The organism is Rhodanobacter sp. MP1X3 (assembly GCF_014207165.1).
GTDB lineage: Bacteria > Pseudomonadota > Gammaproteobacteria > Xanthomonadales > Rhodanobacteraceae > Rhodanobacter.
In genome coordinates this window covers 636,823-662,834 of the sequence record NZ_JACHCO010000001.1, presented here as the reverse complement: position 1 = coordinate 662,834, position 26,012 = coordinate 636,823, and the positions used below count along the sequence as shown (strand labels likewise).

The 26,012-nt window shown below is 61.4% G+C and carries 23 protein-coding genes; 9 read left to right on the top strand and 14 right to left on the bottom strand.

Features of this window, described 5'->3' with window-relative positions:
* The first annotated feature begins 34 nt into the window (after window positions 1–34).
* Window positions 35–1,447, top strand: coding sequence for a histidine kinase (locus HDE79_RS02690; protein WP_184600371.1), 1,413 nt, complete (start codon window positions 35–37; stop codon window positions 1,445–1,447).
* Between the two features lie 58 nt (window positions 1,448–1,505).
* On the opposite strand, the gene HDE79_RS02685 is transcribed toward HDE79_RS02690, so the two are convergent.
* The 11 genes from HDE79_RS02685 to HDE79_RS02635 all read right to left on the bottom strand — a co-directional run bounded on the left by HDE79_RS02685 (window position 1,506) and on the right by HDE79_RS02635 (window position 13,406).
* Complete coding sequence (locus tag HDE79_RS02685; RefSeq protein WP_184600370.1) at window positions 1,506–2,156, bottom strand: response regulator transcription factor; 651 nt, start codon at window positions 2,154–2,156, stop codon at window positions 1,506–1,508.
* A gap of 9 nt (window positions 2,157–2,165) precedes the next feature.
* On the bottom strand, window positions 2,166–2,741 hold the full coding sequence (gene gfa, locus HDE79_RS02680) for an S-(hydroxymethyl)glutathione synthase (protein WP_184600369.1): 576 nt from the start codon (window positions 2,739–2,741) through the stop codon (window positions 2,166–2,168).
* Between the two features lie 260 nt (window positions 2,742–3,001).
* Window positions 3,002–4,114: an S-(hydroxymethyl)glutathione dehydrogenase/class III alcohol dehydrogenase gene (locus tag HDE79_RS02675; protein WP_184600368.1), complete on the bottom strand. Its 1,113-nt coding sequence runs from the start codon at window positions 4,112–4,114 to the stop codon at window positions 3,002–3,004.
* Window positions 4,115–4,181: 67 nt separating this feature from the next.
* Entirely contained in the window at window positions 4,182–4,958 is a 777-nt protein-coding gene (locus HDE79_RS02670) for a c-type cytochrome (protein WP_221439987.1), read from the bottom strand.
* Window positions 4,959–5,001: 43 nt separating this feature from the next.
* A complete protein-coding gene (locus tag HDE79_RS02665; RefSeq protein ID WP_184600367.1) occupies window positions 5,002–5,871 on the bottom strand; it encodes a transporter substrate-binding domain-containing protein in 870 nt (289 codons plus the stop codon).
* Window positions 5,872–5,968: 97 nt separating this feature from the next.
* Window positions 5,969–7,765, bottom strand: coding sequence for a methanol/ethanol family PQQ-dependent dehydrogenase (locus HDE79_RS02660; protein WP_184600366.1), 1,797 nt, complete (start codon window positions 7,763–7,765; stop codon window positions 5,969–5,971).
* Window positions 7,766–8,087: 322 nt separating this feature from the next.
* Window positions 8,088–8,804: a uracil-DNA glycosylase gene (ung, locus tag HDE79_RS02655; RefSeq protein ID WP_184600365.1), complete on the bottom strand. Its 717-nt coding sequence runs from the start codon at window positions 8,802–8,804 to the stop codon at window positions 8,088–8,090.
* Window positions 8,801–9,646: a response regulator gene (locus HDE79_RS02650; RefSeq protein ID WP_184600364.1), complete on the bottom strand. Its 846-nt coding sequence runs from the start codon at window positions 9,644–9,646 to the stop codon at window positions 8,801–8,803. Before HDE79_RS02650 ends, ung begins: the two co-directional genes overlap by 4 nt.
* Window positions 9,647–9,818: 172 nt before the next feature.
* The gene (gene ftsX / locus HDE79_RS02645; protein ID WP_184601074.1) at window positions 9,819–10,769 is read right to left on the bottom strand and encodes a permease-like cell division protein FtsX; all 951 of its coding nucleotides are present in this window, start codon (window positions 10,767–10,769) and stop codon (window positions 9,819–9,821) included.
* A gap of 44 nt (window positions 10,770–10,813) precedes the next feature.
* Entirely contained in the window at window positions 10,814–11,491 is a 678-nt protein-coding gene (gene ftsE / locus HDE79_RS02640) for a cell division ATP-binding protein FtsE (protein WP_184600363.1), read from the bottom strand.
* Between the two features lie 136 nt (window positions 11,492–11,627).
* Window positions 11,628–13,406: a DEAD/DEAH box helicase gene (locus HDE79_RS02635; RefSeq protein WP_184600362.1), complete on the bottom strand. Its 1,779-nt coding sequence runs from the start codon at window positions 13,404–13,406 to the stop codon at window positions 11,628–11,630.
* 16 nt (window positions 13,407–13,422) lie between these two features.
* Between HDE79_RS02635 and HDE79_RS02630 the strand changes: the two genes are divergently transcribed.
* The 6 genes from HDE79_RS02630 (at window position 13,423) to HDE79_RS02605 (ending at window position 19,919) form a co-directional block, all read left to right on the top strand.
* On the top strand, window positions 13,423–13,629 hold the full coding sequence (locus HDE79_RS02630) for a hypothetical protein (RefSeq protein ID WP_184600361.1): 207 nt from the start codon (window positions 13,423–13,425) through the stop codon (window positions 13,627–13,629).
* 192 nt (window positions 13,630–13,821) lie between these two features.
* A complete protein-coding gene (gene trxA, locus HDE79_RS02625) occupies window positions 13,822–14,148 on the top strand; it encodes a thioredoxin TrxA (protein ID WP_179478156.1) in 327 nt (108 codons plus the stop codon).
* A gap of 188 nt (window positions 14,149–14,336) precedes the next feature.
* Window positions 14,337–16,379, top strand: coding sequence for a transcription termination factor Rho (gene rho, locus HDE79_RS02620; RefSeq protein WP_184600360.1), 2,043 nt, complete (start codon window positions 14,337–14,339; stop codon window positions 16,377–16,379).
* Window positions 16,380–16,496: 117 nt separating this feature from the next.
* Entirely contained in the window at window positions 16,497–17,312 is an 816-nt protein-coding gene (locus HDE79_RS02615) for an ankyrin repeat domain-containing protein (RefSeq protein WP_184600359.1), read from the top strand.
* A 159-nt stretch (window positions 17,313–17,471) separates the two neighbouring features.
* Window positions 17,472–18,839 (top strand): glutamate--cysteine ligase, encoded by a 1,368-nt coding sequence (locus tag HDE79_RS02610; protein WP_184600358.1) that lies wholly within the window; start codon window positions 17,472–17,474, stop codon window positions 18,837–18,839.
* Between the two features lie 195 nt (window positions 18,840–19,034).
* A complete protein-coding gene (locus HDE79_RS02605; protein WP_184600357.1) occupies window positions 19,035–19,919 on the top strand; it encodes a patatin-like phospholipase family protein in 885 nt (294 codons plus the stop codon).
* Window positions 19,920–20,017: 98 nt separating this feature from the next.
* Here HDE79_RS02605 and pyrC read toward each other — a convergent pair whose 3' ends face one another.
* The 3 genes from pyrC to hemB all read right to left on the bottom strand — a co-directional run bounded on the left by pyrC (window position 20,018) and on the right by hemB (window position 23,007).
* Entirely contained in the window at window positions 20,018–21,070 is a 1,053-nt protein-coding gene (gene pyrC / locus HDE79_RS02600) for a dihydroorotase (RefSeq protein ID WP_184600356.1), read from the bottom strand.
* Between the two features lie 400 nt (window positions 21,071–21,470).
* Entirely contained in the window at window positions 21,471–21,875 is a 405-nt protein-coding gene (locus HDE79_RS02595; RefSeq protein WP_221439985.1) for an ASCH domain-containing protein, read from the bottom strand.
* Window positions 21,876–22,017: 142 nt separating this feature from the next.
* Window positions 22,018–23,007: a porphobilinogen synthase gene (gene hemB / locus HDE79_RS02590; RefSeq protein WP_184600355.1), complete on the bottom strand. Its 990-nt coding sequence runs from the start codon at window positions 23,005–23,007 to the stop codon at window positions 22,018–22,020.
* A gap of 228 nt (window positions 23,008–23,235) precedes the next feature.
* Between hemB and HDE79_RS02585 the strand changes: the two genes are divergently transcribed.
* Together HDE79_RS02585 and glk are read left to right on the top strand one after the other, a co-directional pair.
* Window positions 23,236–24,807, top strand: a complete 1,572-nt coding sequence (locus HDE79_RS02585) for a S53 family peptidase (RefSeq protein ID WP_184600354.1) — start codon at window positions 23,236–23,238, stop codon at window positions 24,805–24,807.
* A 126-nt stretch (window positions 24,808–24,933) separates the two neighbouring features.
* Entirely contained in the window at window positions 24,934–25,947 is a 1,014-nt protein-coding gene (gene glk, locus HDE79_RS02580) for a glucokinase (protein ID WP_184600353.1), read from the top strand.
* Window positions 25,948–26,012: the final 65 nt, after the last annotated feature.

Below are 26,012 nucleotides of genomic sequence, written 5' to 3'. Positions count from 1 at the left end.
ATGCGATGAGTCTCTGATCACGGGTGATCGCGGCATGCATCTTTCACGATTTCTGATGTGGCGTATCGCGGCTGTTTCCGTCGCCATGATGGCGTGCGCGCTGCTACTGGCACTGTGGCAGGCACGACTCAACATTGCGCGCGAGGAACAGGGCGCCGCCGAAACGGCGCATCTGTTTGACCAGCTCGACGGCCTGGAAAGCGGGTCAGCCAGAGACATCCCAGCCCACCTTGACGCATTGCGCCAAATCAGCCGCGAGGGACGCCTGCGACATCTGCAGCTGCGCCTTCAGGATGCGCGCGGCAACGATCTGCTCCCGACCACACAAGCAACACCAACCCTGCTGCACCGCGGCTTTGCATGGCTGCTACCACCAGCCTACGGCGGCGTAAAACCGAACACGCCGCAATGGAATCTGCAACGCGCTGATGGCCTGCGCTATCACGTGACCCTGCTACTCGATCCTGGCAGCGAACGCAGCGAATCGCTGACCGATATCGCCGGCCTGCTCGGCATCCTGCTCGGCTATGGCGTGCTGACGCTGCTGGCTGTTTACGTCGCGCTGCGGCTAGCACTGCGGCCAATGCGCAAGATCATTTACGCCATCGGCCAGTACCAGCGCGATCGCTACGACTACCGGCTGCCGCCACTACGCCTGCTCGAGCTGCACACGATCGCGCAGGCACTCAACCACATGGCACAGACGTTGGCGACCTCGCGGGAAGCACGCCATCGGCTCGATCTGCAACTGCGCAGCATGCGCGAGGACGAACGCAGCAAGCTGGCGCGCGAGCTGCATGACGAACTCGGCCAGCGACTCACCGCGATGCGCGCCGATACGGCATGGCTGATCCGCCGCAGTCTTGGCCAGCCACCGCTGCGCGATGTCGCCGAGGCGCTCGCTGACCACTGTGAGCATGTACAACACGCGGTGCGCGACCTGCTGCAACGTCTGCACGCGCGCAAGCCGTATGAAGATGAGGATGAGCCACTGCCGTTGCATCGCCTGCTGCAGGAGCTTCTTGAAAGCTGGCGTGAACGACCGGATCAGCAGACGCGTTTCGTGCTGGAAATCTACATCGATGAAGATGCGATCGCGAGCGACGTTGCGTTGACCATTTACCGATTGACCCAGGAGGCTCTGACCAATATCGCGCGCCATGCCCAGGCGACGCGCGTCGATATCCGGCTGGCGTTGCTTGAGGACGGCCGGCTTGAGTGGTCGGTCTGCGATGACGGCTACGGTCTGACCGATCCGGGGCCAGCAGCCTATCGAGGCAGTGGATTGGTAGGCATGCGGGAACGGGTATGGGCACTGCATGGCGAAATCGAAATGTTTGCCACCCATCCGGACAACACTCGGCAAGGCTTGTCCATACGAGCGCGATTGCCACTGCATGACATGTCAGTGGCGACATCCACAGAAGATCGACACGCCGAACCGTGAACCACTTCCGCTCCTACCTTTACATTGGTAAACGGGCTGCATTTGCAAACGGAAGGCTTCAGGAAACCTGGGTAAGCAATCCACAGGTCTGCGCGTAACGATACATTTCAAGCGCGCTGTTCAAGCCGAGTTTGTGGCGAACGATGGTCTGATAGTTGGCGGCTGTCTTGATGCTAAGGCAGCGTTGACTGGCAATCTGTTCCACCGCCATGCCTTGGGCAAGCAGCAGAAAGACATCGAACTCCCGCGGCGAAAGTTGCTTATGTGGAAGATCGCCTTCACCTTTACGCATCGCCGCTGCAATGTCGGCAGAGAGCACCTGCTCACCGGCCGCGACTTGATGCACTGCGTCGATCAATGACTCCGGCGGGCTACTCTTGGTCAGGTATCCGCTCGCGCCGGCCTTGAGCAGCTGCGCTGCCAAGGCCGGGCTGTCGTGCATGGTGAAGATCAACACACGCAACCGCGGAAGTCGCTGGTGCAATCGCTGCAAGGTCGCCAGACCACCCTGGCCCGGCATCGACAGATCAAGGATCAGCACATCCGCCGGATGTTCCACGAGCCACAGGTAGGCGCTTTCGCCATCGGCAAATTCGGCGATAACCTGCAGCCCCGGTTCCAGCTCCAGCAATCGCCGGTATCCGGTGCGCACGACGGCGTGGTCGTCAGCAATGACGACCCTCAACGTTGGCTTGATGCTGCTATCCATTGGCACACCTCAGCCGGCGTAGGCTGTACCTTTGGATTTGGCCACATGTGAGGCGATAACGTCCATCAATACTGGCGACAAGCAGTCATACGGTGGCAGGCCCAATTCGTTCAGGCGACCGCGTACGGCATCCATTCTCTTCGGATCGAAACCCTGCTCGATGATCGATGAGACGAACGCAGCGAAGATCGGCGCCGACCAACCCTCCTCGGACGACAGCTCGGTATGCACGAAGTCGAGGCCGTGGAATGGATGGCCAGTGTCCTCGATGCGACCGATCATGTGCGTGCCACACACCTTGCAGGCATGCCGCTGGATGGCGGCTTTCGGATCGACAATGGCGAGCTTGTCGCCATTCTCCTGCACGCTGACTTTGTCGCGCGCCACAACAGCAATCTGCGCAAACGTGGCGCCCTTTGGCTTCCAGCATTTGCTGCAACCGCAGACGTGATTGTGCGCAGTCTGTGCGCCGACCTTGACCTTGACCGGTTTGTCGCTGCACTTGCAGGTGAGCGTGCCACCGGCAAAGTTGCTCTTGCCCTGCTTGACGCCCTGATCGACGGCGGGATGAATGTGCGTTGTCATGGTGTGTCTCCTCGAATGATGTCGCCGGATTTGGAGTGACCTGATTTATTTGAGCCAGCGGCGGTGCGGCTGACAGTTAATTGCCACCGGTGTATCCGATGCAAAACTCCTGCGGGCATTCCCGGTATCGATGCCATTGCGAATCGATTGCGTACAAATAAAAAGTTCATGACACCATCGCCACGCCGATGCGTACGGCCCAGCATCTGGCTGGCGCCGGCTTGCCAGGTTTCAAACACGGGCGCGAAGCGTGGCATTGCTCAGTACTGAATCACGGAGCGAATGACCTTGCCGGCATGCATCAACTCGAACGCGTCATTGATGCGCTCGAGCGGCAACACCTCGGTGATCATCTCGTCGATCTTGATCTCGCCCTTCAGGTAACGGTCGACGTAACCCGGCAGCTGGCTGCGACCCTTCACGCCACCGAACGCACTGCCGCGCCATACGCGACCGGTCACCAACTGGAACGGACGCGTGCTGATCTCCTGCCCCGCGCCGGCCACGCCGATGATGATCGACTCGCCCCAGCCCTTGTGGCAGCACTCCAGCGCCGAGCGCATCACATGCACGTTGCCGATGCACTCGAAGGAATAGTCCACACCGCCATTGGTCAGGTCCACGATCACCTGCTGGATCGGCGTATCCGGATAATCCTTCGGATTGATGAAGTCGGTCGCGCCCAGCAGCTTGGCCATCTCGAACTTGTCGGGATTCATGTCGATGCAGACGATGCGCGATGCCTTGGCCATCACCGCGCCCTGCACCACCGACAGGCCAATACCGCCCATGCCGAACACGGCAACGGTGGCGCCAGCTTCGACCTTGGCCGTATTCAACACCGCACCGATGCCCGTGGTGATGCCGCAGCCGAGCAGGCAAACCTTCTCCAGCGGCGCGGCCGGGTTGATTCTGGCCAGCGAGATCTCCGGCAGCACGGTGTATTCGCTGAAGGTGCTGGTGCCCATGTAGTGCAGGATCGGCTTGCCATTGATCGAGAAGCGGCTGGTGCCGTCGGGCATCAGGCCCTTGCCCTGGGTCACGCGGATCTTCTGGCACAGGTTGGTCTTGCCGGAGAGGCAGTATTCGCATTCGCCACATTCAGGCGTGTACAGCGGAATGACGTGATCACCGACTTTCAGCGAGGTCACGCCTTCGCCCACTTCCTCGACAATGCCGCCGCCTTCATGACCCAGGATCACCGGGAACATCCCCTCGGGATCGGCACCGGACAGCGTAAACGCATCGGTGTGGCAGACGCCGGTGGCGACGATGCGGACCAACACCTCGCCGGCCTTCGGGCCAGCGACGTCCACCTCTTCGATGCTTAACGGCTTGCCGGCTTCCCACGCGACCGCGGCTCGTGACTTCATGCGTACAGTTCCTTGCAAAATATTGAAAAGGTGATTTGTAAATTTTTAGACGGCTAGACATCCATAATCATCCCGATGGTGGACGACCCTCGGGAATCAAATCGAGCTGGCGTGCCTTGATGTAATCATAAATCGCGTGAATGTCCTTTTCCTCGAAGAAGCCCGCCCATGACGGCATGCCTTTGTCCTGACGGCCCGCCATCGCGGTGCTCAGGAACTGCTCGTAAGTCATGCCGTTGGCCATCGACTTGCGCAGGTCCGGTGCGTACTCGCCGCCGACCGCGTCGCCACCGTGGCAACGGAAGCAGTAGGAGTTGTATTGCTCGTAGCCATTGAAAACGGCAGGCGTTACGTTCTTCTGATCGGGACCGGTGAACACCGCCACATCGGTCTGCACGCTCTTGCCGAACGTATCCTTGTAGGTGTGCATGGCAGCCGGAGCGGCCGCTTTTGTACCCGTACCAGTCGTGGCAGCAGCACTGCCGCTGAGCGACAGGATCCACTTCACCATCAGCGTAGTGTCTGCATCGCTGAGTTCCGGATGCGCCGTCATCGGCACCTCACCCCAATTGCCGGCGCCTCCCACCTTTACCTTCTTCACCAGCGTGGCGACGATCGCATCGCCCTGGCCTGCGTAGTGTTTGGCAACTTCGTCGTAGGCCGGGCCGACCAGTTTGTGATCGATGGCGTGACAGGAAAAGCAGTTGCTGGCACGAGCCTTGGTTTCGCCTTCCGACATCTTGGTATCGGCGGCATGGCTTGCAGTAGCGTGCAATAAAAGCGGTGCGGCCACGCCCAAAAAGAGGCCCAACATGGCCCGGGATGGCTTCAACAGATGATGCATTCGCGATTACTCCGTAAGAGGCTTTACGTCCAAGTAGCTGACATCACAAACCGGCGGTATCCCCTGGCGTGCCGGCCGTGCCTTCGCCGAAGATTTCCACGCCGTGCCGTTTCAGAATGGCGTGCAATTGCGGGCCGTTGTTCTTGATCAATGCATCCAGACGTCCCTTAAGCGCCTGGTCGTCCTTGCGCACAGCCATCGACATCGGGAACGAATACATTTCCGGCGAACCGGTGGCGCGCGTGTTTGGCAGAGCGCTGACGGTGAGGTCCGGAAAATCCTTGAGATAGGCGCCGATCGCCGGCTGCCAGGTGATCATCACGTCGATGGTGCCGTTTTCCACATCCTCCAGCACGCTGCGCGGCGAGGTGCCGCTATCACCACCCACGTCATAGGATTTGGCTGTAGAGACCATGCCACGGATCTGCAAGCCGTCCTCGACCGGCGTATCCGCCTCGAAGCCGATCTTGAGCTTGCGCAGGTCCGGCGAGTTGAGGCTATCCAGATCGTAGCCCTTGGCCTTCTTGGAAATGAAGACGTACGAGGACACGTAGTACGGGTCGGTGGTCAGCTCTTCCTGATTGCCGTATGGCATGTTCATCACGACGTCGCAATGACCACTGTCGAGATTGCGCGACAGATATTCGTCGAAGCCGCCGTGGCCGCGGGAATCCGCCCAGGTGTAGTCCACCGTTGCACCGAGTTTTTGCGCAACGAACTCGGCCACATCGTTCTCGAAACCGCTGCCGTCGCGATTCGAGTACGGCAGGTAATTGGGGTCGGCACACACCTTGAGCTTGCCACCGCTCGGCGTATCCGCAGCATGCGCGGCTGGCGCCGCCGTGGTGCACATCAGTGCGCCCATGACAAACATCATCATGGGGGTCTTGATCATTACGTCGCTGATTTTCATGAAGCTCTCCGCGCACTGCCGCTATAAATAAAACCCTGAAAAGAAAAGTCATGGGCGCGATGCCCCTGTCGAGACATCGCGTCAACGTGACCTGTGATCAGTCGAGGGCAAACACCATCAACGTGCCACCGAGATTGGTGTAGTCGCTGAGGGTGGCGGTGGCGCCAACCGCGCCGAGACCTTCACTCGCCTTGCTGAGGTTGTTCGACAGACCAATCGCGGCCCAACCGCCCACGCCGCTCAGGATAGCCACGTACTGCTTGCCGTCATGCGTGTAGGTCATCGGGTTGCCGATGATTCCCGATGGGCACTTGAACTGCCACAGCACCTTGCCGGTTTTCAGATCCACGGCACGGAACCAGCCGGTGAGTGTGCCGTAGAAGGCAATACCGCCCTTGGTCGTCAGTGCACCTGACCAGTCCTGGAAACGATCGTTGATCGCCCATTTGGTCTTGCCGGACATCGGGTCATAGGCGATGAAGCGGCCACCCACTTCGCCATGGTTGTAGGGATACATGCTCACCAGCGCACCGACGAACGGGAAGCCGGCCTTGTACTTCACGTTGAACGCCTGATAGTCCATGCAAACGTGGTTGGTCGGTACGATGAACAGGCCGCTGGCCGGATCATAGGCAGCCGGCTGCTGATCCTTCGATCCCTGCGAAGACGGGCAGACGTCCTTGGTGTTCTCGCCTTCCTTGGTCATCTTGTCGGCGTTGACGATCGGACGACCGGTTTTCATGTCGATGCCACTGGCCCAGTTGACGATGTCATCGAACTTCTTCGCCGAAAGCAGCTTGCCGTTGCGGCGATCCCACACATAAGCGAAACCGTTGCGATCGAAGTGGGTGAGCGTCGGAACCTTTTTGCCGTCAATCGTGGTGTCGGTGAGAATGTTTTCGTTGACGCCGTCGTAGTCCCAGCCGTCATGCGGCGTCATCTGGAACACCCACTTGGCTTCACCGGTATCCGGATCGCGGGCCATGATCGACATGGAATACTTGTTGTCGCCCGGGCGCTGTGTGGGATTCCAGGTACCCGGATTGCCGGTGCCGTAAAACAGCAGGTTGAGCTTGGGATCGTAGCTATACCAGCCCCAGGTCGTGCCGCCACCGAGCTTCCACTGATCACCCTGCCAGCTCTTCAGACTCGAGTCCTTGCCGACGACCTTCTGGGTGGCGCCGTCGATGGTCTTGTCCGGGTTGAACATGATCTGGTCATCGGGACCAGTGCTGTACGCGCGCCACAACTGCTTGCCGGTCTTGATATCGTCGGCCGTCACGTAACCGTGCACCCCGTACTCTGCGCCTGAGACACCCGTGATCACCTTGTTGCCGATCACGATGGGTGCCATCGTCTGCGTCTGGCCCATCATCGGGTCGGCGTTCTTGGCGGACCACACCACCTTGCCGGTCATCGCGTCGAGCGCGTAGAGGCCACCATCGAGCGCGTTGGCGAAAATCTTTCCGTCACCATAAGCCACACCGCGATTGACCACGTCGCAACACGCGACCGAGGGCGCAAACTTGTTCTGGTCCGGCGTGAAGTTCCAGACGATGTGACCGGGGTCCTTCAGCGAAACCGCATAGACATGATTGGGATAGGAGCTTTCGACATACAGCATGTCGCCGACCACCAGCGGCTGTCCTTCGTGACCGCGCAGCGAGCCGGTCGACATGGTCCACGCCACGTGCAGGTTCTTCACGTTGTCGGCGGTGATCTGATCCAGCGCGCTGTAACGCTGGGCGGTGTAGTTGCCGGCGGGCATCACCCAGTGATTGGCATCCTGCGCCATCTGTTGCAACTCGTCGTCGGCAAGAATGCCGGATGATGCGGTGAGCCCGAAGCCTGCAACAAGCAGACAGAGCCCGGTACGTAGTGATTTGCTGGTCATGAATCGACTCCCTTGGTGGCGTAAATCCGGTTTGAAGGCCGGTGCCGTTAAAGCCTTTGATGTCGGCCCCTGCTGGCGGTGATGCATGCTGTTTATGAGCAGGCGACGTGCCAACCGTGCGCGCTTAAAGGCGCTCCAAGTGAAAGCTCAATCCAATCAGTGAGATAAAGAATTTCTGCCGCGGACTAGCTGCAGCACGAAGCCGCAAAGTGTCCCTATTTCGCCACAGTGCGAGATACAGAATCGGCGCAGTTGCATGGCCGCTTCCGGTCTATTGCTCCGCTTGGGGCATCCGTAATACCGGCGGCTTGCAACGAAGCGATTAAACCAATGCCGCTCTTGGCGGCAGCGACCAGTCGATCGGATCGGCTGCACGTTCTTCCAGGTAACGATTGGCCGCCGAGAAATGTCCGCAGCCGATGAAGCCACGATGGGCTGACAGCGGTGACGGATGCACCGACTTCAGCACGCAGTGCCGTCGAGTATCAATCAGCTGTCCCTTGCGCTGGGCGTACGAACCCCACAGCAGAAAGACCACGCCCTCGCGCTCGCGATTCAGTGCGTCGATGGCCTTGTCAGTGAAATCTTCCCAACCCTTCCCCTGATGTGCATTGGCATGACTATCTTCCACCGTCAGCACGCTGTTGAGCAGCAGCACGCCCTGATCTGCCCATGACGTCAGGCAACCATGATCGGGCCGCGCGATACCGAGATCTCGCTGGATTTCCTTGAAGATATTTTCGAGCGACGGCGGCACACGCACGCCGGGTCGCACCGAGAAGCACAAGCCGTGCGCCTGGCCCGGGCCGTGATACGGATCCTGGCCCAGAATCACCACCCGCACCTTGTCGAAGGGCGTGTGCTCGAAGGCGGCGAAAATCTCCGGGCCCGGTGGATAGATCTTTTTGCCAGCCTGTTTTTCATTGCGCAGAAAGGCAGCCAGCGACTGCATCGGCGGACTCAGCAACATCTCGCCGAGACGCGCCCTCCACGACGGCTCCAATCTGACATGTTCCAGCTTGACCGGCTCCGCGCTCAAAGTGCCCCGCTCGCGCGACTGCGCAAGTGCTGGGCAACGCGCAGCTGAAACAGCAACTTGGTTATCAGCAGTTTTTCCTCGACCGGTTTTTCGACCAGGTCGTTGGCGCCGGCCTTGATCAGCGCGGCCTGATTGGCCGGGTTTTCATCGCCAGTCATCACCAGCACGGGCAGCCGGCCCTTGCCATAACCGAATTCGTTGCGGATGCGCTCGAGCAGATCGCCGCCGGTCAGCTCACCTTTCAGGCTGACGTCGGTAAGCACCACATCGGCGCCGGTCCAGCCGAGTGCGCGATCGGTTTCCAGCATCGCCAGCGCATCTTCCACGCTGACCACGTGGCGCACGGTGAGGCCGATCTTCTCCAGCATGCGGCGAGTCGCCAACGCCACCACGCGACTGTCCTCGACGTAGAGCACGGTGCCTTCGGCGTGCATCTGCGGGCTGACGTAGCCGCGGATGAATTCGGCCAGCGCCTGCAAACCCAACGCCTTGTCGAAGTAATCGGTTACGTCTTCGCCCAATGAACGGCGGTGCAGACGATCGTCAACGTCGCCGGAAACTACCACGATCGGCACATAGGTCTGCGATGCGGTTTCGCGCACCGCACGTGCCAGCTCCAACCCGTCCATGTCCGGCAGGCGCAGCGCGATAGTGATGAAATCGAACGCACCGTTTTCCAGCAGCTGCAGTGCATCGGCACCACTGCCGCTGCCGATCACCTCGACATCGGGCAATTCGGCCAGCAGCACGCGCGTCAGCAGTTGCCGCACCACGCGCGAGCCATCGACCACGAGCACGCGCGGTGCTGTCGTGATGAGACGGTTGCTGATGGTCGCGCTCATTGCGTTATTCAACTTGCCTTACTCGCCACTTCGTCGTTCAACCCTACTATCTCTGCATGTCCGCTAATAGATCGCGATCATGCCCAGCCTAAACCACGGTTTGTTTGGAGATGGTGCACCGAATGCCGTGCGATGACCTGCGACGCGCGTCACCCTGTCAAACGCACGCGTTTCAAGCGGCCTTGCGTAATTGCCACGCACTGACCAGCCGCGCACCAAACCAGCCCAACACGGCCGTTGCCAGCGGCACCGCGAGCAGCAGCCACAGCGGCAAACCGCCGACCTGCAGCTTGCCATCATAAGCCTGGCTCAACTGTGCCACGGGATCGGCCAGGGCGAATTCGATGGCTATCGCCAGCAGGGCTGCGAGGATACCGCTGAACAGGCCATACCAGATACCCGCATAAAGATAGGGCCGGCGCACGAATGCGCCGCTGGCGCCAATCAGCAGCAGCACGCCGATTTCCTCGTGACGGCTGGCGATATCCACCCGTACCGTATTGCCTACCACCAACAGCGCTGCCAGGATCAACAGCGACGCCAAAACCAGCACCGCACGATTGCCCACGGCGAGCAATGCATCGAGCCGTTGTCGCCAGGTGCCGCTGTCCTGCACCATGTCGACGCTGTGCATCGTGCGGATGTCAGCGACCAGCTGGCCGATCGCCGCGGCACCCAATTCCTCGTGCGGTTGCAGCTGTAACACGTAAGGCAATGGGTTGCTGTCCAGCGTTTTCAGCGCGCCAGTGAAGCCCTGCATCTTGGCCAGTTCATCCATGCCTTGCTGCGGGGTTTTCACGATGACGTTGGCGACTTCGGGGCGTTCGCCGAGCTGTCTGGCCAGCAACTGCGCCTGCTGCGCATTCTGATCGGGCTGCATGAACACACTGATCGCCTGACTCTGGCCCAGCGTCTCGCCGAGCCTCTGCACATTGCCGAGCAGCAGATAGAACGCCAGCGGCAGCGCCAACGCCAGACCCATCACGGCGATGGTCAAGAGGCTGCCAAGCGGCCGCGACGCGAGCCGGCGCAAACTGGCTGCAGCGCTCCAGCCGTGATGCTCCTGCCAGCTGGCAAATCGACGTCCCTGGCTTTTTTCCGTGCGCGGGGATGTTTCGCGCATGGGTCCCTGCGGGTCGGAGTTGAAGCTGTTTTCCGGCGACATGGTCACAGCACCTCCTGTGCGGCCAGATCGGCCACCAAGCGGCCGTGGTCGAGCACGATCACGCGTTTCTTCATGCGTTTGATCAGCGGTAGATCATGGCTGGCAATCAGTACCGTCGTGCCGACCTGCTGGAACTCACCGAACAAACCCATGATTTCGAGCGCCAGCTGTGGGTCGAGATTGCCGGTCGGCTCATCGGCAATCAGCAGCGTCGGTCGCGCGACGATGGCGCGGGCGATGCCGACGCGCTGGCGCTCACCCGCAGACAAAGTGGCCGGCAATTGGCGCTCATAGGCAAGCAGGCCGACCTTCTCCAAGGCGGCACGCACGCGGCGATTGCGCTCTGGACGGGCGATGCCACCGATGGTCAGCGGCAGCTCGACGTTGGCGAACACCGTGCGCTCCATCAGCAGACGGTGATCCTGGAACACCATGCCGATACGCCGGCGCAACTTGGGAATGCCGCCGCCGCGGACCTTCGCGAGGTTCTGGCCATCCAGCATGATCACTCCATGCGAAGGACGTTCGATCAGCCCTAGCAGATTGAGCAGGGTGCTCTTGCCCGCACCGGAGTGGCCCGTGACAAAAGCCATTTCGCCGGCGGGCACTTCAAAGGAAAGCTGCGACAGCGCCTCGTGGCCGCCCTCGTAGCGTTTGCTGACTTGATCAAAATGGATCACCGAGTGTCCCCGAACCTGCAAGTCGTGTTATCGACGGCAAGGATAAGGGAAGCGGGCATCCAATAGCTGGCTCGGATATACCGCAGTCGCCGCGGCTTCAGCCGCGGCAACGCCGAGCCGGTCCACGCTCCGAGACTCAGCGGCCGGTAAACAACCGGGTCAGCCGACTGAACAGGCCGGGCTTTTTCGGGCTTGCCATATCGCTGCTCGACTTGCCCGAAGTCACCGCAACCTGACGCGACGGGCGGTTGCTGCCGGTAGAACTTTCCGTGCCGTTGCGTTCGCGTGGCGGGCGACGTTCACCGCGCGGTGCGCGGTTGCCTTCCTTCGCGACGGCGGGCGCCTGGCCGTTGCTTTGGCCATTCGTCTCGACAGTCTCCGCACCACCCTCCCGGCGACGGTTACGGCCGCCACGGCGACGACGCGGCTTGCGGGTCTCGCTGCCGGCAGCCGCCGGATTGGCCGATGCTGTTGAGGCCGGCACGACCACGCCTTCAGTGGCGTGGACGGCAACTTCAATCGGCGCCACAGCAACTTCGGGCTTGCGCTCGCGTGGCGGACGCGACGACGAAGAGGACGAGCGCGAACCGCCGCCGCTGCGGCCACCATCACGACTACCGCCGCCAGATGACCGCGAACGACGCGGCGCCTCGCCAGGACGCGGTGGCACCACGTCGCCGAACTCGGCGCTGTCGGCCGCGGCATTGGCGGCAAACTCGGCATCCATCGCCTTGGGCTTGGGCATGATCAGCAGGTCAGCATCCATGCTGGCGACCGGGATGCTCTGGCCGATATAGGTTTCGATATCCGGCAGCGACATCGCGTAGAGGTCGCAGGCGAAGCTGATCGCATCGCCCTCGGCACCCAGGCGAGCGGTGCGGCCGATACGGTGCACGTAATCTTCGGCATCGTGTGGCAGGTCGTAGTTGAAAACGTGGCTGACGGCGGGGATGTGCAGGCCGCGCGCGGCGACGTCGGTGGCCACCAGGATATCCAGCTGACCGTCCTGGAAACGCTGCAGCAATTTCTGCCGCTTCAGCTGCGGCACATCGCCGGAGATCGCGCCGGCGCGGTAACCCTGCCGCTTCACGCGGTCGGTGATGCGTTCGGCGGCGGCCTTGGTGTTGACGAAAATGATGCTGCGCTCGGCGGCGGTGCGCTCGAGCAGGTTCAGCAGTAACGGCATCTTCTCTTCTTTGGCCGGGAAGTAGACCAGCTGACGCACCTTGTCGGCGGTGACGTTGTCGCTTTCCACCACCAGCTTTTCGGCGTTGTGCATGTGCTCGTAGGCCAGTTCCAGCACACGGTGGCTGAGCGTGGCGGAGAACAGCAGCACCTGGCGCTGCTCGCGCGCCGGCAGACGGCGGAAGATGAAGCGCACATCGGCAATGAAGCCCAGATCGAACATGCGGTCGGCTTCGTCGATCACCATCACTTCGACGCCGTTGAGGCCGAACACGCTTTGCTTGTGATAATCGAGCAGGCGGCCGGGCGTGGCGATGATGATGTCGCAGCCATCCTTCAGCTGCTGGCGCTGCTTGTCGTAATCGACGCCGCCGTAGATCAGCGCGGTGCGCAGGCCGGTATGGCGGCCGATCGCCTTGGCGTCCTTGTCGATCTGGATGGCCAGCTCGCGGGTCGGCGCGATCACCAGCGCGCGCGGGTCGCTGTCCTTGCGCTCGGCCACGGCCGGGGTGGTCAGCAGGCGATTCATCAGCGCGACCAGGAAGGCACAGGTCTTGCCGGTGCCGGTCTGCGCCTGGCCAGCGACGTCGCGCCCGGACAGGGCCAGCGGCAGGGTCATTTCCTGGATCGGCGTGCAGCGGGTGAAGCCGCTGTCATCGAGACCCTGCTGCAGCAGCGGATGAAGATCGAAGTTGGTGAAAAAAGTATCGGTGAGTACGGTCTGTGACATAAGAGGAATAAGGGCCTTGGCCGTAACGGCAGCTTGCCGTTTTGGCGACGTGATGCGCTGCACCCGCTTCAATCGCCGGATATCGGCGGATGGCGGTGCAGGACGGGTGCGCGAGGCGCAGCGAAGCGGTGGTTCACTGTCGGATAGTCGGCAAGGTCGCGCCGCGGCTGGCGACGCCGGGTTTGACGGCGGTCCGACGGACGGCTTGCAAGGCCGCCCTTGAATCGTGCCCGGAGTTGCGCTGGAATGAAGCCCTGCCCGTTCGGCGATGCTTCTGTTTCAGCCCCAACTCTAGCTTCATGGGCACGTGAGTGTAGCTGATGAAAGCCTGCAGCCGTCACTCCTTGCATTTATCCGCCCGCCACCCCATTTAATTCCTCTTGCGATTTTTCGCGCCCCAGCCTCGGAGATTCCCGTGAGCGACCTGATTACCCATGTAACTGACGACGCCTTCGAACAGCAGGTGCTCAAATCCGATACGCCCGTATTGCTCGATTTCTGGGCGGAATGGTGCGGCCCATGCAAGGCCATCGCGCCGATGCTGGACGAGCTGGCCAAGCAGTACGAAGGCAAGCTGCGGGTAGTCAAGGTCAATATCGACCAGAACCAGCAGACCCCGCGAACCTATGGCGTGCGCGGCATCCCGACCCTGATGGTGTTCAAGAACGGCAAGGTCGAAGCCACCCAGATCGGTGCCGTCAGCAAGGGGCAGCTGACCCAGATGATCGACAAGGCGATCTGATCCAGTCGCTGCAAATCTGCTTTACCGCGCCTGTCTGACTGGGTCAGGCAGGCGCATGAGGCTTTACGCCGGCACCTGACGGGTGCTAGATTCAGTCAGTCCGTCGGGACAGTCCTGTCCCCGAGCGCCTTCTGCGCGACGCACAAACACCCCTCCTGTAGTTCAACGGCGCCCCGCGAGGATAGCCCGTGTCTGATAACGAAAATAAAAACGCCAACGACGCCAAAAGCGCCGATACCAAGCCTGCAGCCGAAGGCAAGCCCGAGCCACGGCAGCGCGCACCGCGCCGCACGGCGGCCGAAATGGCCGCGGCCAACGCCAAGAAAGCCGCCGCCGCCGCTGAAAAATCGGCTACGCCGCACGCTGCACCAGCCCCACAACCGGCGGCAGAACGTTCCGCGCCACCTGCGGCAACCTCCGCTCCGGCAAGCACGGCGCCTGCGACATCGTCTTACAACCAGGCTCCACCGCCTCGCGTATCGCATGAACCACGCGAGCCTTCGAGCGCCCAAAACGGCAACGGCCACGATTCCGCCCAGCCGGGGAATACAGCGCAGTCTCCAAGCCAGAACGCCATTCCCCGGGACGGCAATCAGGCGCAGCCGTACAACGCCAACCAGGGTTCGTCGAATCAGGGCTCGCCACAGCAGCCCTCTTCGAATCAGCCGTCGTCCACCCAGCCTTCGTCGAACCCGCCGCCATCGAACCAAGGCCAGCCGAATGGCGGTCAGGGGCAAAACCCGAATACGGGCTCGAACGGAGGCCAGAATTCGGGGCACAACCCGAACCAGGGCAATAATCCGAACAACCCCAACAACCCGCGCGATCGCGACACCCGCGGCCGCCGCCGTCGCAACGAGCGCAATCCGCAGCAGGGTTCGCAGCGTCCACAGGGCAACCATCCGCGGCCGAACCCGAACGGGCTGCCGGTGGATGACGACAACGCCGATCCGGGCAGCAATGACCGCGTCATCAACCTCACCGAGCTGAAGCGCAAGAACGCGATCCAGTTGCTGGAATTCGCCGAGTCGCTGGGCGTCTACGAAGGCGTGGCCCGCGCGCGCAAGCAGGACGTGATCTTCAACGTGCTCAAGGCGCATGCCCGCTCCGGCGGCGGCATCTGGGCCGAAGGCGTGCTGGAAATCCTGCAGGACGGCTTCGGCTTCCTGCGCTCGGCCGATGAGTCCTACCTGGCCGGTCCGGACGACATCTACGTGTCGCCGAGCCAGATCCGCCGCTTCAACCTGCGTACCGGCGACTACATCACCGGCCGCGTGCGCCATCCGAAGGAAGGCGAGCGCTACTTCGCCATGCTGCGCGTCGACGACATCAACGGCGATCCGCCGGAAGCGTCGAAGAACAAGATGTTGTTCGAGAACCTGACGCCGCTGTTTCCGCGCAAGGCGTTCAAGCTCGAGCGCGGCAACGGCTCCAGCGAAGACATCACCGGCCGCGTGCTCGATCTGATCGCGCCGATCGGCAAGGGCCAGCGCGGCCTGATCGTGTCGCAGCCGAAGTCCGGTAAAACGATGATGCTGCAGAACATCGCGCAGGCCATCCAGTACAACCATCCCGAAGCGCATCTGATCATGTTGTTGATCGACGAGCGTCCGGAAGAAGTCACCGAGATCGCCCGTACGGTGCGCGCCGAAGTCATCAGCTCGACCTTCGACGAACCGGCCGTGCGCCACGTACAGGTCGCCGAGATGGTGATCGAGCGGGCCAAGCGCCTGGTCGAGCACAAGAAGGACGTGATCATCCTGCTCGACTCGATCACCCGCCTGGCGCGCGCCTACAACACCGTGATCCCCAGCTCCGGCAAGGTGCTCACCGGTGGTGTCGACGCCAACGCTCTGCAGCGGCCCAAGCGGTTCTTCGGCGCCGCGCGTAACGTCGAGGAAGGCGGCAGCCTCACCATCATCGCCACCGCGCTGACCGAAACCGGCAGCAAGATGGACGAGGTGATCTACGAGGAGTTCAAGGGCACCGGCAACATGGAAGTGCACCTGAGCCGCCGCATTTCCGAGAAGCGCGTCTACCCGGCCATCGACATCAACCGCTCCGGCACCCGCCGCGAGGACCTGCTGATCGACCCGGACCTGCTCGCGAAGATCTGGATCCTGCGCAAGCTGCTGCATCCGATGGACGAACTCAGCGCCATCGAGTTCATGCTCGACAAGATGAAGAACACCAAGTCCAACGACGAGTTCTTCAATTCGATGAAGCGCTGACCTGCTTCATGCGTCATCAAGAAAGGCCGGCACATGCCGGCCTTTTTGTTTGTACGCACTTGCGGAACCACCCTGCTTCGGCTGGAATCGACAAGCGCTTCAGGGAGGAAACATCTAATGCTTTCGCGTATCGCATTCCTTGCATTGGGGTTGTCGCTTGCCAGGCAAGCCATCGCCAATGACAGTCATCCCTTCCAGCCACCACTGGTTTGCCAAAATCAAACCGTCCTGATGCGCAAACTTGCACCGCAAGGCGCCTTCGACGTACCACCCGCGGTCAACACGCTGATGGTGAATGTGATCGACGGCAAGCTGCCGCAGGTGCGTCAACAACTGAGCGCAATGCCAACGGCTGATGCTGTGCGCTGGCGGCAATCAGCCCTCATCATCGCAGCCTATGCCAACAATCCCACGATCGTAGGTGCCCTGCTGGACGACGGCGCTGCAGTGGATGGCAGCGGATGGATGCCCAACCTCAAACAAAGCTTCCACGATCAAGCCATCGACGATATCAAGAAGGATCCGAATTGGCAGACGAATCCCAAACCCATCACGGATTTTGAGGAAGCGGCCGTGCTGTGGTTCCCAGTCAAAGCCGGCTCCGACGGCACAGCGTTGATTATCGCGGCCAGATGCAATGACGTGGCGACGCTCGATGTGCTGCTACAACACCATGCCAATGTTGACGCGAATCCGTTCGCAAACGGAATGAACGCGCTGGAAGTGGCTGTATCTCTGGGGAATACAGCCAGCGTGCAGCGACTGCTCGATCACGGCGCCGATGCCTGTGCGGAGGACCGCGTGATCCACAGGCGCCAGCTGGAGCAAAAAATAAACCACTCCTCCACAATCGCTGAGCGGGGACGCCGAGGAAAGCTTCCCGACAATGTGATTGCCCGATTGACTTGCCCAGCATTCGACCCAGTCCACTGAAAAAGCCATCGATGACTTCCGCCATGCAGGCTGATTAGCGCGTTGCAAATCAAACGGCGGTGCCATCTGTACCGTCCCGTGCAATTATTTGTCCGCGCCCCCTTTTCGTTGTCACGCGACACCCCCATAGTTCCCCGCACATCCAGTGAGGCTTTGCCCGTGTCCATACCCAGTGCCGTCAAGAGCACCCCGATCCGGGATCGCCAGCAACTGACCGATTACCTTGCCGCCGGCGAGAAGCCGCGTGAGGCATGGCGCATCGGCACCGAGCACGAGAAGTTCGGCTTCCGCACCGACGACCTGCGCGCACCGACCTTCGAGGGCGAACGCGGCATCAAGCATCTGCTGGAAACCATCGCCACCCGCTACGGCTGGGATGTAACGCGTGAGGGTGAGAACCCGGTCGCTCTTTCAAGGGATGCGGCCTCGATCACGCTGGAGCCGGCCGGCCAGTTGGAGCTGTCCGGCGCGCCGCTGGAAACCATCCACCAGACCTGCACCGAGGTGAACACGCATCTCGAAGAAGTGCGTTCGATTGCCGATGGCATGGGCCTGGGCTTTCTTGGCATGGGCTTTCAGCCCAAGTGGAAGCGCGACGAAATGCCGTGGATGCCGAAAGGCCGCTACAAGATCATGCGCGAATACATGCCCAAGGTCGGTTCGCTCGGCCTCGACATGATGACGCGCACCTGCACGGTGCAGGTGAACCTGGATTTCTCCAGCCAGGCGGACATGATCAAGAAATTCCGTGTGAGCCTGGCACTGCAGCCGATCGCCACCGCGCTGTTTGCCGATTCACCATTCACGGAAGGACGTCCAAACGGCTATCTTTCGTATCGCTCGCACATCTGGACCGATACCGACAAGGATCGGACGGGCATGCTTGATTTCGTCTTCGACGACAGTTTCGGTTACGAGCGCTACGTCGACTACATCCTCGACGTGCCGATGTATTTCAGCTTTCAGAATGGCAAGTACATCGACCTGGCCGGACAGGATTTCAAGAAATTCATGGTGGGTGAACTCACACAGCTGCCCGGCACCAAGGCCAGCATGAAGGACTTCGCCGACCACCTCACCACCGCGTTCCCCGAAGTGCGCCTCAAGCAGTATCTGGAAATGCGCGGCGCCGACGGCGGCCCGTGGAACCGGCTGTGCGCCCTGCCCGCGCTGTGGGTCGGGCTGCTGTATGACGACGAGGCGCTGGATGCCGCGTGGGATCTGGTCAAGGATTTCACTCGGGAAGAACGCCATGCGTTACGCGATGGCGTGCCCAAGCACGGACTGAAACTACCGTTCCGCAACGGCACCGTGCGCGACCTGTCCGAAGAAGCCCTGAAGATCGCCAGTCACGGCCTCAAGCGCCGTGCCAAGCTCAATCAGCACGGTGCCGACGAAAGCATCTTCCTCGAACCGATGATCGAAATCGTGCAGTCCAACCAGACCCCCGCCGAACGCAAGCTGGAGCTCTTCCACGGTCCGTGGAACGGCAGCGTCGATCCGGTGTTCCGCGAATTTGCTTACTGAGCCAAAGCAGCGGCACAAATCAACGTAGGTTGGGCTGAGCGAAGTGATGCCCAACAGTACGCCGCGGTTGACTACGCGCTGACCCAAGTACGACGGCGATTGGAAATCGCTGTTGTCAAAAACCCAAACACCAACGTCGTCATTATCTGCACGCGTCAATGCATCCGCACTTGTTGATGCCCTCAAGGAACAGATATGCCCAAGGTTGAAGAGGTCCAGCGCTACGCCTTTGCTGATGTTCAAACGCTGGTTTTCGCCGGCGGCGGCAACCGCTGCTGGTGGCAAGCGGGCGCGCTGCGCCATTTGATGGAGCGTGGCATGCGCCTTCCCACGCAATTGATCGGAACGAGTGCCGGTGCTGCCGTCGCCGCCTCATTCCTGACCGGCTCTTCCGATGTCGCACTCGCTACCTGTCTGCGACTTTACGCAGAGAATGCGCGAATCTTCAGCTGGTCCGGATTGTCATCGCTCAAGCTGAAGTTCGCTCACCAGCATGTCTACCCTGCATGGCTGGAGGCTTTCATCAACACAACAACATTTGATGCCATACGCGACTCATCGTCGCGACTGACCGTAGCCCTGACCCGCCCTGCGAAATTACTGGGCATGGGTGGATCGATCGCCGCGGGTACGCTGGCCTACCTCGTCGACAAATATTTGTGGAACAGCATTCATCCACGCCTGCCGAAGATGTTTGGGCTTCGCCAGGACTTCGTCGTGTTGAACGAGTGCGCAGGCGTTGAAGAAGCCCAGAGCCTGCTGATTGCCGCGGCATCCGCGCCACCCATCATGTCATCGCGCACCATCGGAAAAAGTCGTGCCATCGATGGCGGTTACACCGATAACGCACCGATTCCACAGCAATCCGTGGATGAAAAGTCGAAAACGCTGGTGCTGCTTACCCGTCACTATCCACAACTTCCCAGGTTATTTCTCTTCGCTGGGCGAACCTACTGGCAACCCAGCCAACGGGTACCCGTTTCCACTTGGGACTGCACCGCAAAGACAACGGTTCGCGAAGCATGCGATCTCGGCTTGCAGGACGCCGTTTACGCGCTGAGCACCGGACTCATCTGCTAGAAAGGTAGGCTGGGTTTCCAACCTAAGCGCTGCAGCAATGATCTAAAAGGAATGTGCACCTTCCCATCCATGCGCGGAAGGACTCCGCATCAGTCCGATCAGGAAGGCAGCGACTCCACCAGCGACCACGCCACAGACTCGCCAGCGCGCATGGGCTTGCAGGTGGATCCAGCCAGGGGATATTCGTCCGGCACGATCCACGACTTGCGTTCGAGCGCGATGCAATCCTGGTTGCGCGGTAAACGGTAGAAGTCCGGGCCATGGAAGCTGGCAAAGGCTTCGAGCCGATCCAGCTGCCCGGCCTGCTCGAACGCTTCGGCATAGAGCTCCAGGGCTGCATGGGCCGTATAGAGTCCAGCGCACCCGCAGTCCGACTCTTTCGCTTCACGCGGATGCGGCGCGCTGTCGGTGCCGAGAAAAAAATGCGTGTCACCGCTGGTCGCCGCCTGCAGCAGGGCTGCGCGATGCGTCTCCCGCTTGAGGATCGGCGCGCAGTAGTTGTGTGGGCGGATGCCGCCTTCGAACAGTGCGTTCCGATTCAGCAGCAGATGATGCGCGGTGATCGTGGCCGCCACATTCGCCGGGGCCCCTCGGACGAAATCGACCGCGTCGCGGGTCGTGATGTGTTCGAGCACCATGCGCAGCGCCGGAAACCTGGCCTGCAGCGGCAGCAGATGGCGCTCGATAAAAACCCGTTCGCGATCGAAGATGTCGATGTCCGGATCGGTGACCTCGCCATGCAGCAGCAAAGGCAGCTCGTGCCGCTCCATCGCTTCGAGCACGGGATACACGCGCGACAGCTCGCGCACACCGGACTGCGAATTGGTGGTGGCACCCGCCGGGTAATACTTGACCGCAAAGACGCTATCGCTGTCCTTGGCCCGGCGGATCTCTTCTACCGGCGTGCTCTCCGTGAGGTACAGCGTCATTAGCGGCTCGAAGGACAAGCCCGCAGGCAGGCTTGCCAGAATCCGTCGACGATAGTCCTCGGCGAGGGCGACCGTCGTCACCGGCGGCTTCAGGTTGGGCATCACAATGGCGCGAGCAAATCGCTGCGCAGTGTGGGCAATCACTGAGGCCAACGCATCGCCATCACGAAGATGCAGATGCCAGTCATCGGGCCGGGCGATTTCAAGACGCGTGGGTGTCATGGCAAGCAAACTCGAGTGGTGGATCGCGAGATGAAGGCAGAGCGAATCTGGCGTTCGTGCGCATTTGAGGCGGATGCGCGACTCACGCAATATCGATTCCGGCTGCGCATGGTATCGCGCGGCGCGGGGTTTGTTTCGTCACGCCCAGCGTGCCGGTCCGTTGCGGTATAGCGCTTCGTTGGTGCTGAGCGATTTCAACCAACCGTATCCGCGTAGGTTGGGCTGAGCGAAGCGATGCCCAACATCAGGCTCCGAACACGTTGGGTTGACGACTCGCCTCAGCGAGCCGCCCTTCGGGCCATTCGCTACGCGAATGTTCGTTTCGGCATCCTGCCTCCACGGTCGCGAGCTCAACCCAACCTACGCGCTGAACCTACACCCGATGTCACGCTAGAAACATTCAGTTGACGACTTCCCGCGCAATTACCTCGACCAGTTCAAAATGCAGTGTCACCAGCTCGAAGCGGTCATGCAGATCCAAATGCGGTAGGCAACGAATATGACACTCCCGAAATTCCTCCGCGCTGGAAAACGTTTCTCCGCGCCAGACTTCTTCCGGAATGTTGCCGAACTCGATTGTGTAGACCTTAGTTGCCTTGATGATGCAGCGAAGCCGGTGCTTCAAATCATAAACTTCAATGACGTCGCCAGGTGCATAACTGCCGTCGCCGTATTCGCCATACGGTTTGTAGTAATCCGCGACCGTGTCGGCTGTGACTGTCTTACGACCATCCATGACACTGCGCGGAAGACTGTCATCGTTTTCATCGGCTCCCCAGAAGGTCAGCTTCTTTCTCTTGGTCATATCTTCCTTCTTATCGCACTGTCGTTTCCCAGATACAAAATCGCCGACAGGGTATGGACCGCGACCTCAATCTTTTCGGTACCGACTACTCTGTCCACCAGTGTTCGCTAAGTGTGTCGGCCATTACGAAATAGGTTAAGCCTTACTCCCCGCGCAACCACCGCGCCGCATCCATCGCAAAATAAGTAAGGATCGCATCCGCCCCCGCCCGCTTCATCGCGGTAAGCGACTCCAGCACCACAGCTTTCTCATCCAGCCACCCATTCTGCGAGGCAGCTTTCAGCATCGCGTACTCGCCGCTGACCTGATAGACGAACGTCGGCACGCCAAACGTGTCTTTTACGCGGCGCACGATGTCGAGATACGGCAGGCCGGGCTTGACCATCACGGCGTCGGCGCCTTCCTGGATATCCAGTTCGACTTCGCGCAAGGCCTCGTCGCTGTTGGCGACATCCATCTGATAGGTGTGCTTGTTGCCCTTGCCGAGGTTGGCCGATGAGCCAACGGCGTCGCGGAATGGGCCATAAAACGCCGAGGCATATTTCGCCGAATAGGCGAGGATGCGCGTATGGATATGGCCGGCCTCTTCCAGCGCATCGCGGATGGCGCCGATGCGGCCGTCCATCATGTCCGACGGCGCGACGAAATCCATCCCGGCTTCGGCCTGAGCCAGTGACATCTTGATCAGCGCTTCGACGGTGGCCTCGTTGACCACATAGCCGTGTTCGTCGATCAGACCGTCCTGTCCGTGCGCGGTGTACGGGTCGAGCGCCACGTCGCCGATCAGACCGAGCTCGGGATATTTCGTCTTCAGCGCGCGGGTAGCGCGCTGCATCAGGCCATCCGGGTTCCACGCTTCGGCCGCGTCTTCGGTTTTCGGCGCATCGGTGATGGGAAACAACGCCAGTGCAGGAATGCCGAGCCGCACGCACTCGCCGGCCAGCTCCAGCAGCAGGTCGATCGACAATCGCTCGACGCCCGGCATCGACGGCACGGCCACGCGGCGATTTTCGCCCTCGATCACGAAGGCGACCATGATCAGGTCACTGGTATGCAAGGTGTGCTCACGCATCAGCGCACGGGAGAAAGCGTCGTGGCGCATGCGACGCATGCGGATGGCGGGAAAGCTCATCGCAGATCCTGACTTTTGAATACGAGAGTCATTTTATGCCAGATCGTCGCGTGGGGCCTCCGCGACCGCTAGCCGCATGCCGATGCCGCTGCACACGCGCCGTGCACAGACCTCACCCCGCGCTGAACGTCGGATCACGAACGTGTCGTGCATCTCGCCGCATGAGCGCAGTCTTGCGCATGCTCGACGCATCCATCCATTGACCAGCAATTGCTACGAGGTAAGTCCATGAACACTTCCGCCCGCACCAGCCTGCCAGCCAGCGTCCACTACATCGGGCCGCACGATCCGAACGCTACCGTCGACGTCACGCTGGTGTTTCGGCATCGCAACGCGCCGCCGACGGTAGCGTGGCCACAGGCCACGATGGCGCGTACGGACTATGCCGAGCATCACGGCGCCGATCCGTCGGATGTCGAGCGGGTGCGCGCCTTCAGTCGAAAACACGGCATGCGCGAACTGGATTGCCACATGGATCGCCGCACGCTGCACCTGAGCGGCTCGGTACAGAGCATGAAGGATGCCTTTGGCGTGGAGTTGGGGCAATACGCGATGGGCGCCGGCGGTGCCCACTTCATCGGCTGTGCGCAGGAGCCCAAACTGCCGGACCCCGCGATCATCGCGGTACTCGGCCTGGACAAGCGGCCGGTCGCCACCGCGCATTTTCGCAAACCGCTCACCCAGCCCATCAACAGCTTCACCCCGTTGCAGCTGGGTGAGCTGTACCAGTTTCCCGCGGGTACGGATGGCACCGGACAGACCATCGCGATTATCGAGCTGGGCGGCGGCTACCTACAGGCGGACCTCGACACGTATTTCGCCGGACTGGGCATCAAGGGGCCGACAGTGACCAGCGTGTCGGTCGACGGTGGCAGCAATACGCCGGGTGGCGATGCCGATGGCGAAGTCATGCTGGATATCGAAATCGCTGGCGCATTGGCGCCTGGCGCGAAGCTGATCGTGTACTTCACCACCAATACGGATCAGGGTTTTTACAATGCCATTGCGCAGGCCGCGCATGACACCACCAACAAACCCACGGTGATGTCGATCAGCTGGGGTGGCCCGGAGGACAGCTGGGCGCCGCAAGGTCGCGATGCACTGGAGTCGGCACTGCAGGACGCCGTTGCGCTCGGCATTACCGTCACCGTGGCCGCTGGCGACGCCGGCTTCACCGATGGCGAGAGCGACGGCAAGCCTCATGTGGACTTCCCTTCATCCAGTCCGAGCGCGCTGGCCTGCGGTGGTACCAAACTCACCGCGAACAGCAGCACAATCAGTAGTGAAGTCGTGTGGAACGAGACAGCGACCGGCAACGGCGCGACCGGTGGCGGGGTCAGCGCGGTGTATGCCCTGCCTGCCTGGCAGGCGTCGGCCAAGGTGCCTGTGGGCGCAGCCAGCTTCAAGGGGCGCGGCGTACCGGATGTCTCGGGCGATGCCGATCCGCTGACCGGCTACCAGGTACGTGTGGACGGCAAGGATGACGTCTACGGCGGTACCAGCGCCGTCGCACCGCTGTGGGCTGCGCTGGTGGCACGGATAAACCAGTCGCTCGGCAGAACGCTGGGCGACGGCCATGCCGTGCTGTATCAGATCGGCAGCGCCGCTTTCCGCGATATCACGGAGGGCAATAATGGCGACTTCCAGGCGGGCGTCGGCTGGGACGCCTGCACCGGGCTGGGCAGCCCGAACGGCGAGGCCCTGCTGGCGGCCCTGCGCCGCGCCGCGGGTGGCACCGCATCGACGCCACCGCACCACGGCAAGCACAAGGCGACGAGCGCCGCGGGTGGGCATAAATAGGAGAATCTGCGGGGCGGCGTAACCGTTAAACGCCACCTCGCACACGGCGCGAATTACCGCAATGCTGGACGATGGCGAGCATTCCCGGCAGGCTTGGCGTTTCCCGCTGTACCGAACGGAGTTCTGATGCGTGTTTCTGCCCCGACCCTGCTCGCCGACCTCGGCGGCACCAATGTGCGATTTGCGCTATCCGACCCGAACGCGGTTACGCCGCTGCAGATGGATTCAGTACGGCGTTACCACGTCAACCACTTCGCTTCGCTGGCCGACGCGATTCGGCAATATTTCACCGACACCGGACTGCAGGCCAAACGCGCTCTGATCGCCGCGGCAGGTCGCATCAGCGACGGCGAGACGGTGCAGATCACCAATAATCCGTGGGCCATCTCAGCGCCAAAACTGCAGGCCGAGCTGGCGATGGAGTCGGTGCATCTGGTCAACGATTTTGCCGCGCAAAGCATGGCCGTGATGCTGCTGCAACCGAAGGACCTCGTGCCGGTGGGCGCACTACCGCTGCCCAAACCGGGCACGCAAGACGAGCAGACGTTCGTGATCGTTGGCCCCGGCACCGGACTTGGCGTCGGCGGACTGCTGATTCGCCAGGGCAAGTGCAGCGTATTGCAGACCGAAGGCGGCCACGCCGGTTTTGCCGCGCACAGCCCCGAGGACATCGAGATTCTCAAGCGCCTGAACCAGCGCTATGGCCGCGTCTCCAATGAACGGCTGATCTGCGGCAACGGCCTGGTCAATCTTTACGACGTACTGTGCGAAATCGCCGGCAAGATACCCGAGCCACTGAAGCCCGAAGACATCAGCGCACGCGCCAACGACAACAGCGATCCGCTGTGCGTGCAGGTGGTGGAAACGTTTGCCGGCATCTTCGGCAGCGTCGCCGGCGATCTGGTGCTGACGCTGGGTGCTTGGGACGGCGTATACCTCACCGGCGGCCTGGTGCCGATCCTGCTGCCGTGGATGGAGCGTGGTCGCTTCCGTGAGCGCTTCGAGGCCAAGGGCCGTTTCCGCGACACGATGGAACAGGTGCCGACGCAGGCGATCATGAATCCCGAGCCGGGCCTTGTCGGCGCGGCGGCATTGGCCATCGTGGAGTCGGGCGGCTCGCTGCTGAATCGTCACGACTAGGATTTCTCCGTGCTCGCGGCGTGTTGTAGCCGTCGCGATCCTCGGCACGCTCGTCACATCCGGCC

Coding starts and splice junctions, on each gene's coding strand:
- HDE79_RS02690 (WP_184600371.1), top strand. CDS start 35: ATGCATCTTTCACGATTTCTGATGTGGCGTATCGCGGCTGTTTCCGTC.
- HDE79_RS02685 (WP_184600370.1), bottom strand. CDS start 2,156: ATGGATAGCAGCATCAAGCCAACGTTGAGGGTCGTCATTGCTGACGAC.
- gfa (WP_184600369.1), bottom strand. CDS start 2,741: ATGACAACGCACATTCATCCCGCCGTCGATCAGGGCGTCAAGCAGGGC.
- HDE79_RS02675 (WP_184600368.1), bottom strand. CDS start 4,114: ATGAAGTCACGAGCCGCGGTCGCGTGGGAAGCCGGCAAGCCGTTAAGC.
- HDE79_RS02670 (WP_221439987.1), bottom strand. CDS start 4,958: ATGCATCATCTGTTGAAGCCATCCCGGGCCATGTTGGGCCTCTTTTTG.
- HDE79_RS02665 (WP_184600367.1), bottom strand. CDS start 5,871: ATGAAAATCAGCGACGTAATGATCAAGACCCCCATGATGATGTTTGTC.
- HDE79_RS02660 (WP_184600366.1), bottom strand. CDS start 7,765: ATGACCAGCAAATCACTACGTACCGGGCTCTGTCTGCTTGTTGCAGGC.
- HDE79_RS02650 (WP_184600364.1), bottom strand. CDS start 9,646: ATGAGCGCGACCATCAGCAACCGTCTCATCACGACAGCACCGCGCGTG.
- ftsX (WP_184601074.1), bottom strand. CDS start 10,769: ATGCGCGAAACATCCCCGCGCACGGAAAAAAGCCAGGGACGTCGATTT.
- HDE79_RS02635 (WP_184600362.1), bottom strand. CDS start 13,406: ATGTCACAGACCGTACTCACCGATACTTTTTTCACCAACTTCGATCTT.
- HDE79_RS02615 (WP_184600359.1), top strand. CDS start 16,497: ATGCTTTCGCGTATCGCATTCCTTGCATTGGGGTTGTCGCTTGCCAGG.
- HDE79_RS02605 (WP_184600357.1), top strand. CDS start 19,035: ATGCCCAAGGTTGAAGAGGTCCAGCGCTACGCCTTTGCTGATGTTCAA.
- pyrC (WP_184600356.1), bottom strand. CDS start 21,070: ATGACACCCACGCGTCTTGAAATCGCCCGGCCCGATGACTGGCATCTG.
- HDE79_RS02595 (WP_221439985.1), bottom strand. CDS start 21,875: ATGACCAAGAGAAAGAAGCTGACCTTCTGGGGAGCCGATGAAAACGAT.
- hemB (WP_184600355.1), bottom strand. CDS start 23,007: ATGAGCTTTCCCGCCATCCGCATGCGTCGCATGCGCCACGACGCTTTC.
- HDE79_RS02585 (WP_184600354.1), top strand. CDS start 23,236: ATGAACACTTCCGCCCGCACCAGCCTGCCAGCCAGCGTCCACTACATC.
- glk (WP_184600353.1), top strand. CDS start 24,934: ATGCGTGTTTCTGCCCCGACCCTGCTCGCCGACCTCGGCGGCACCAAT.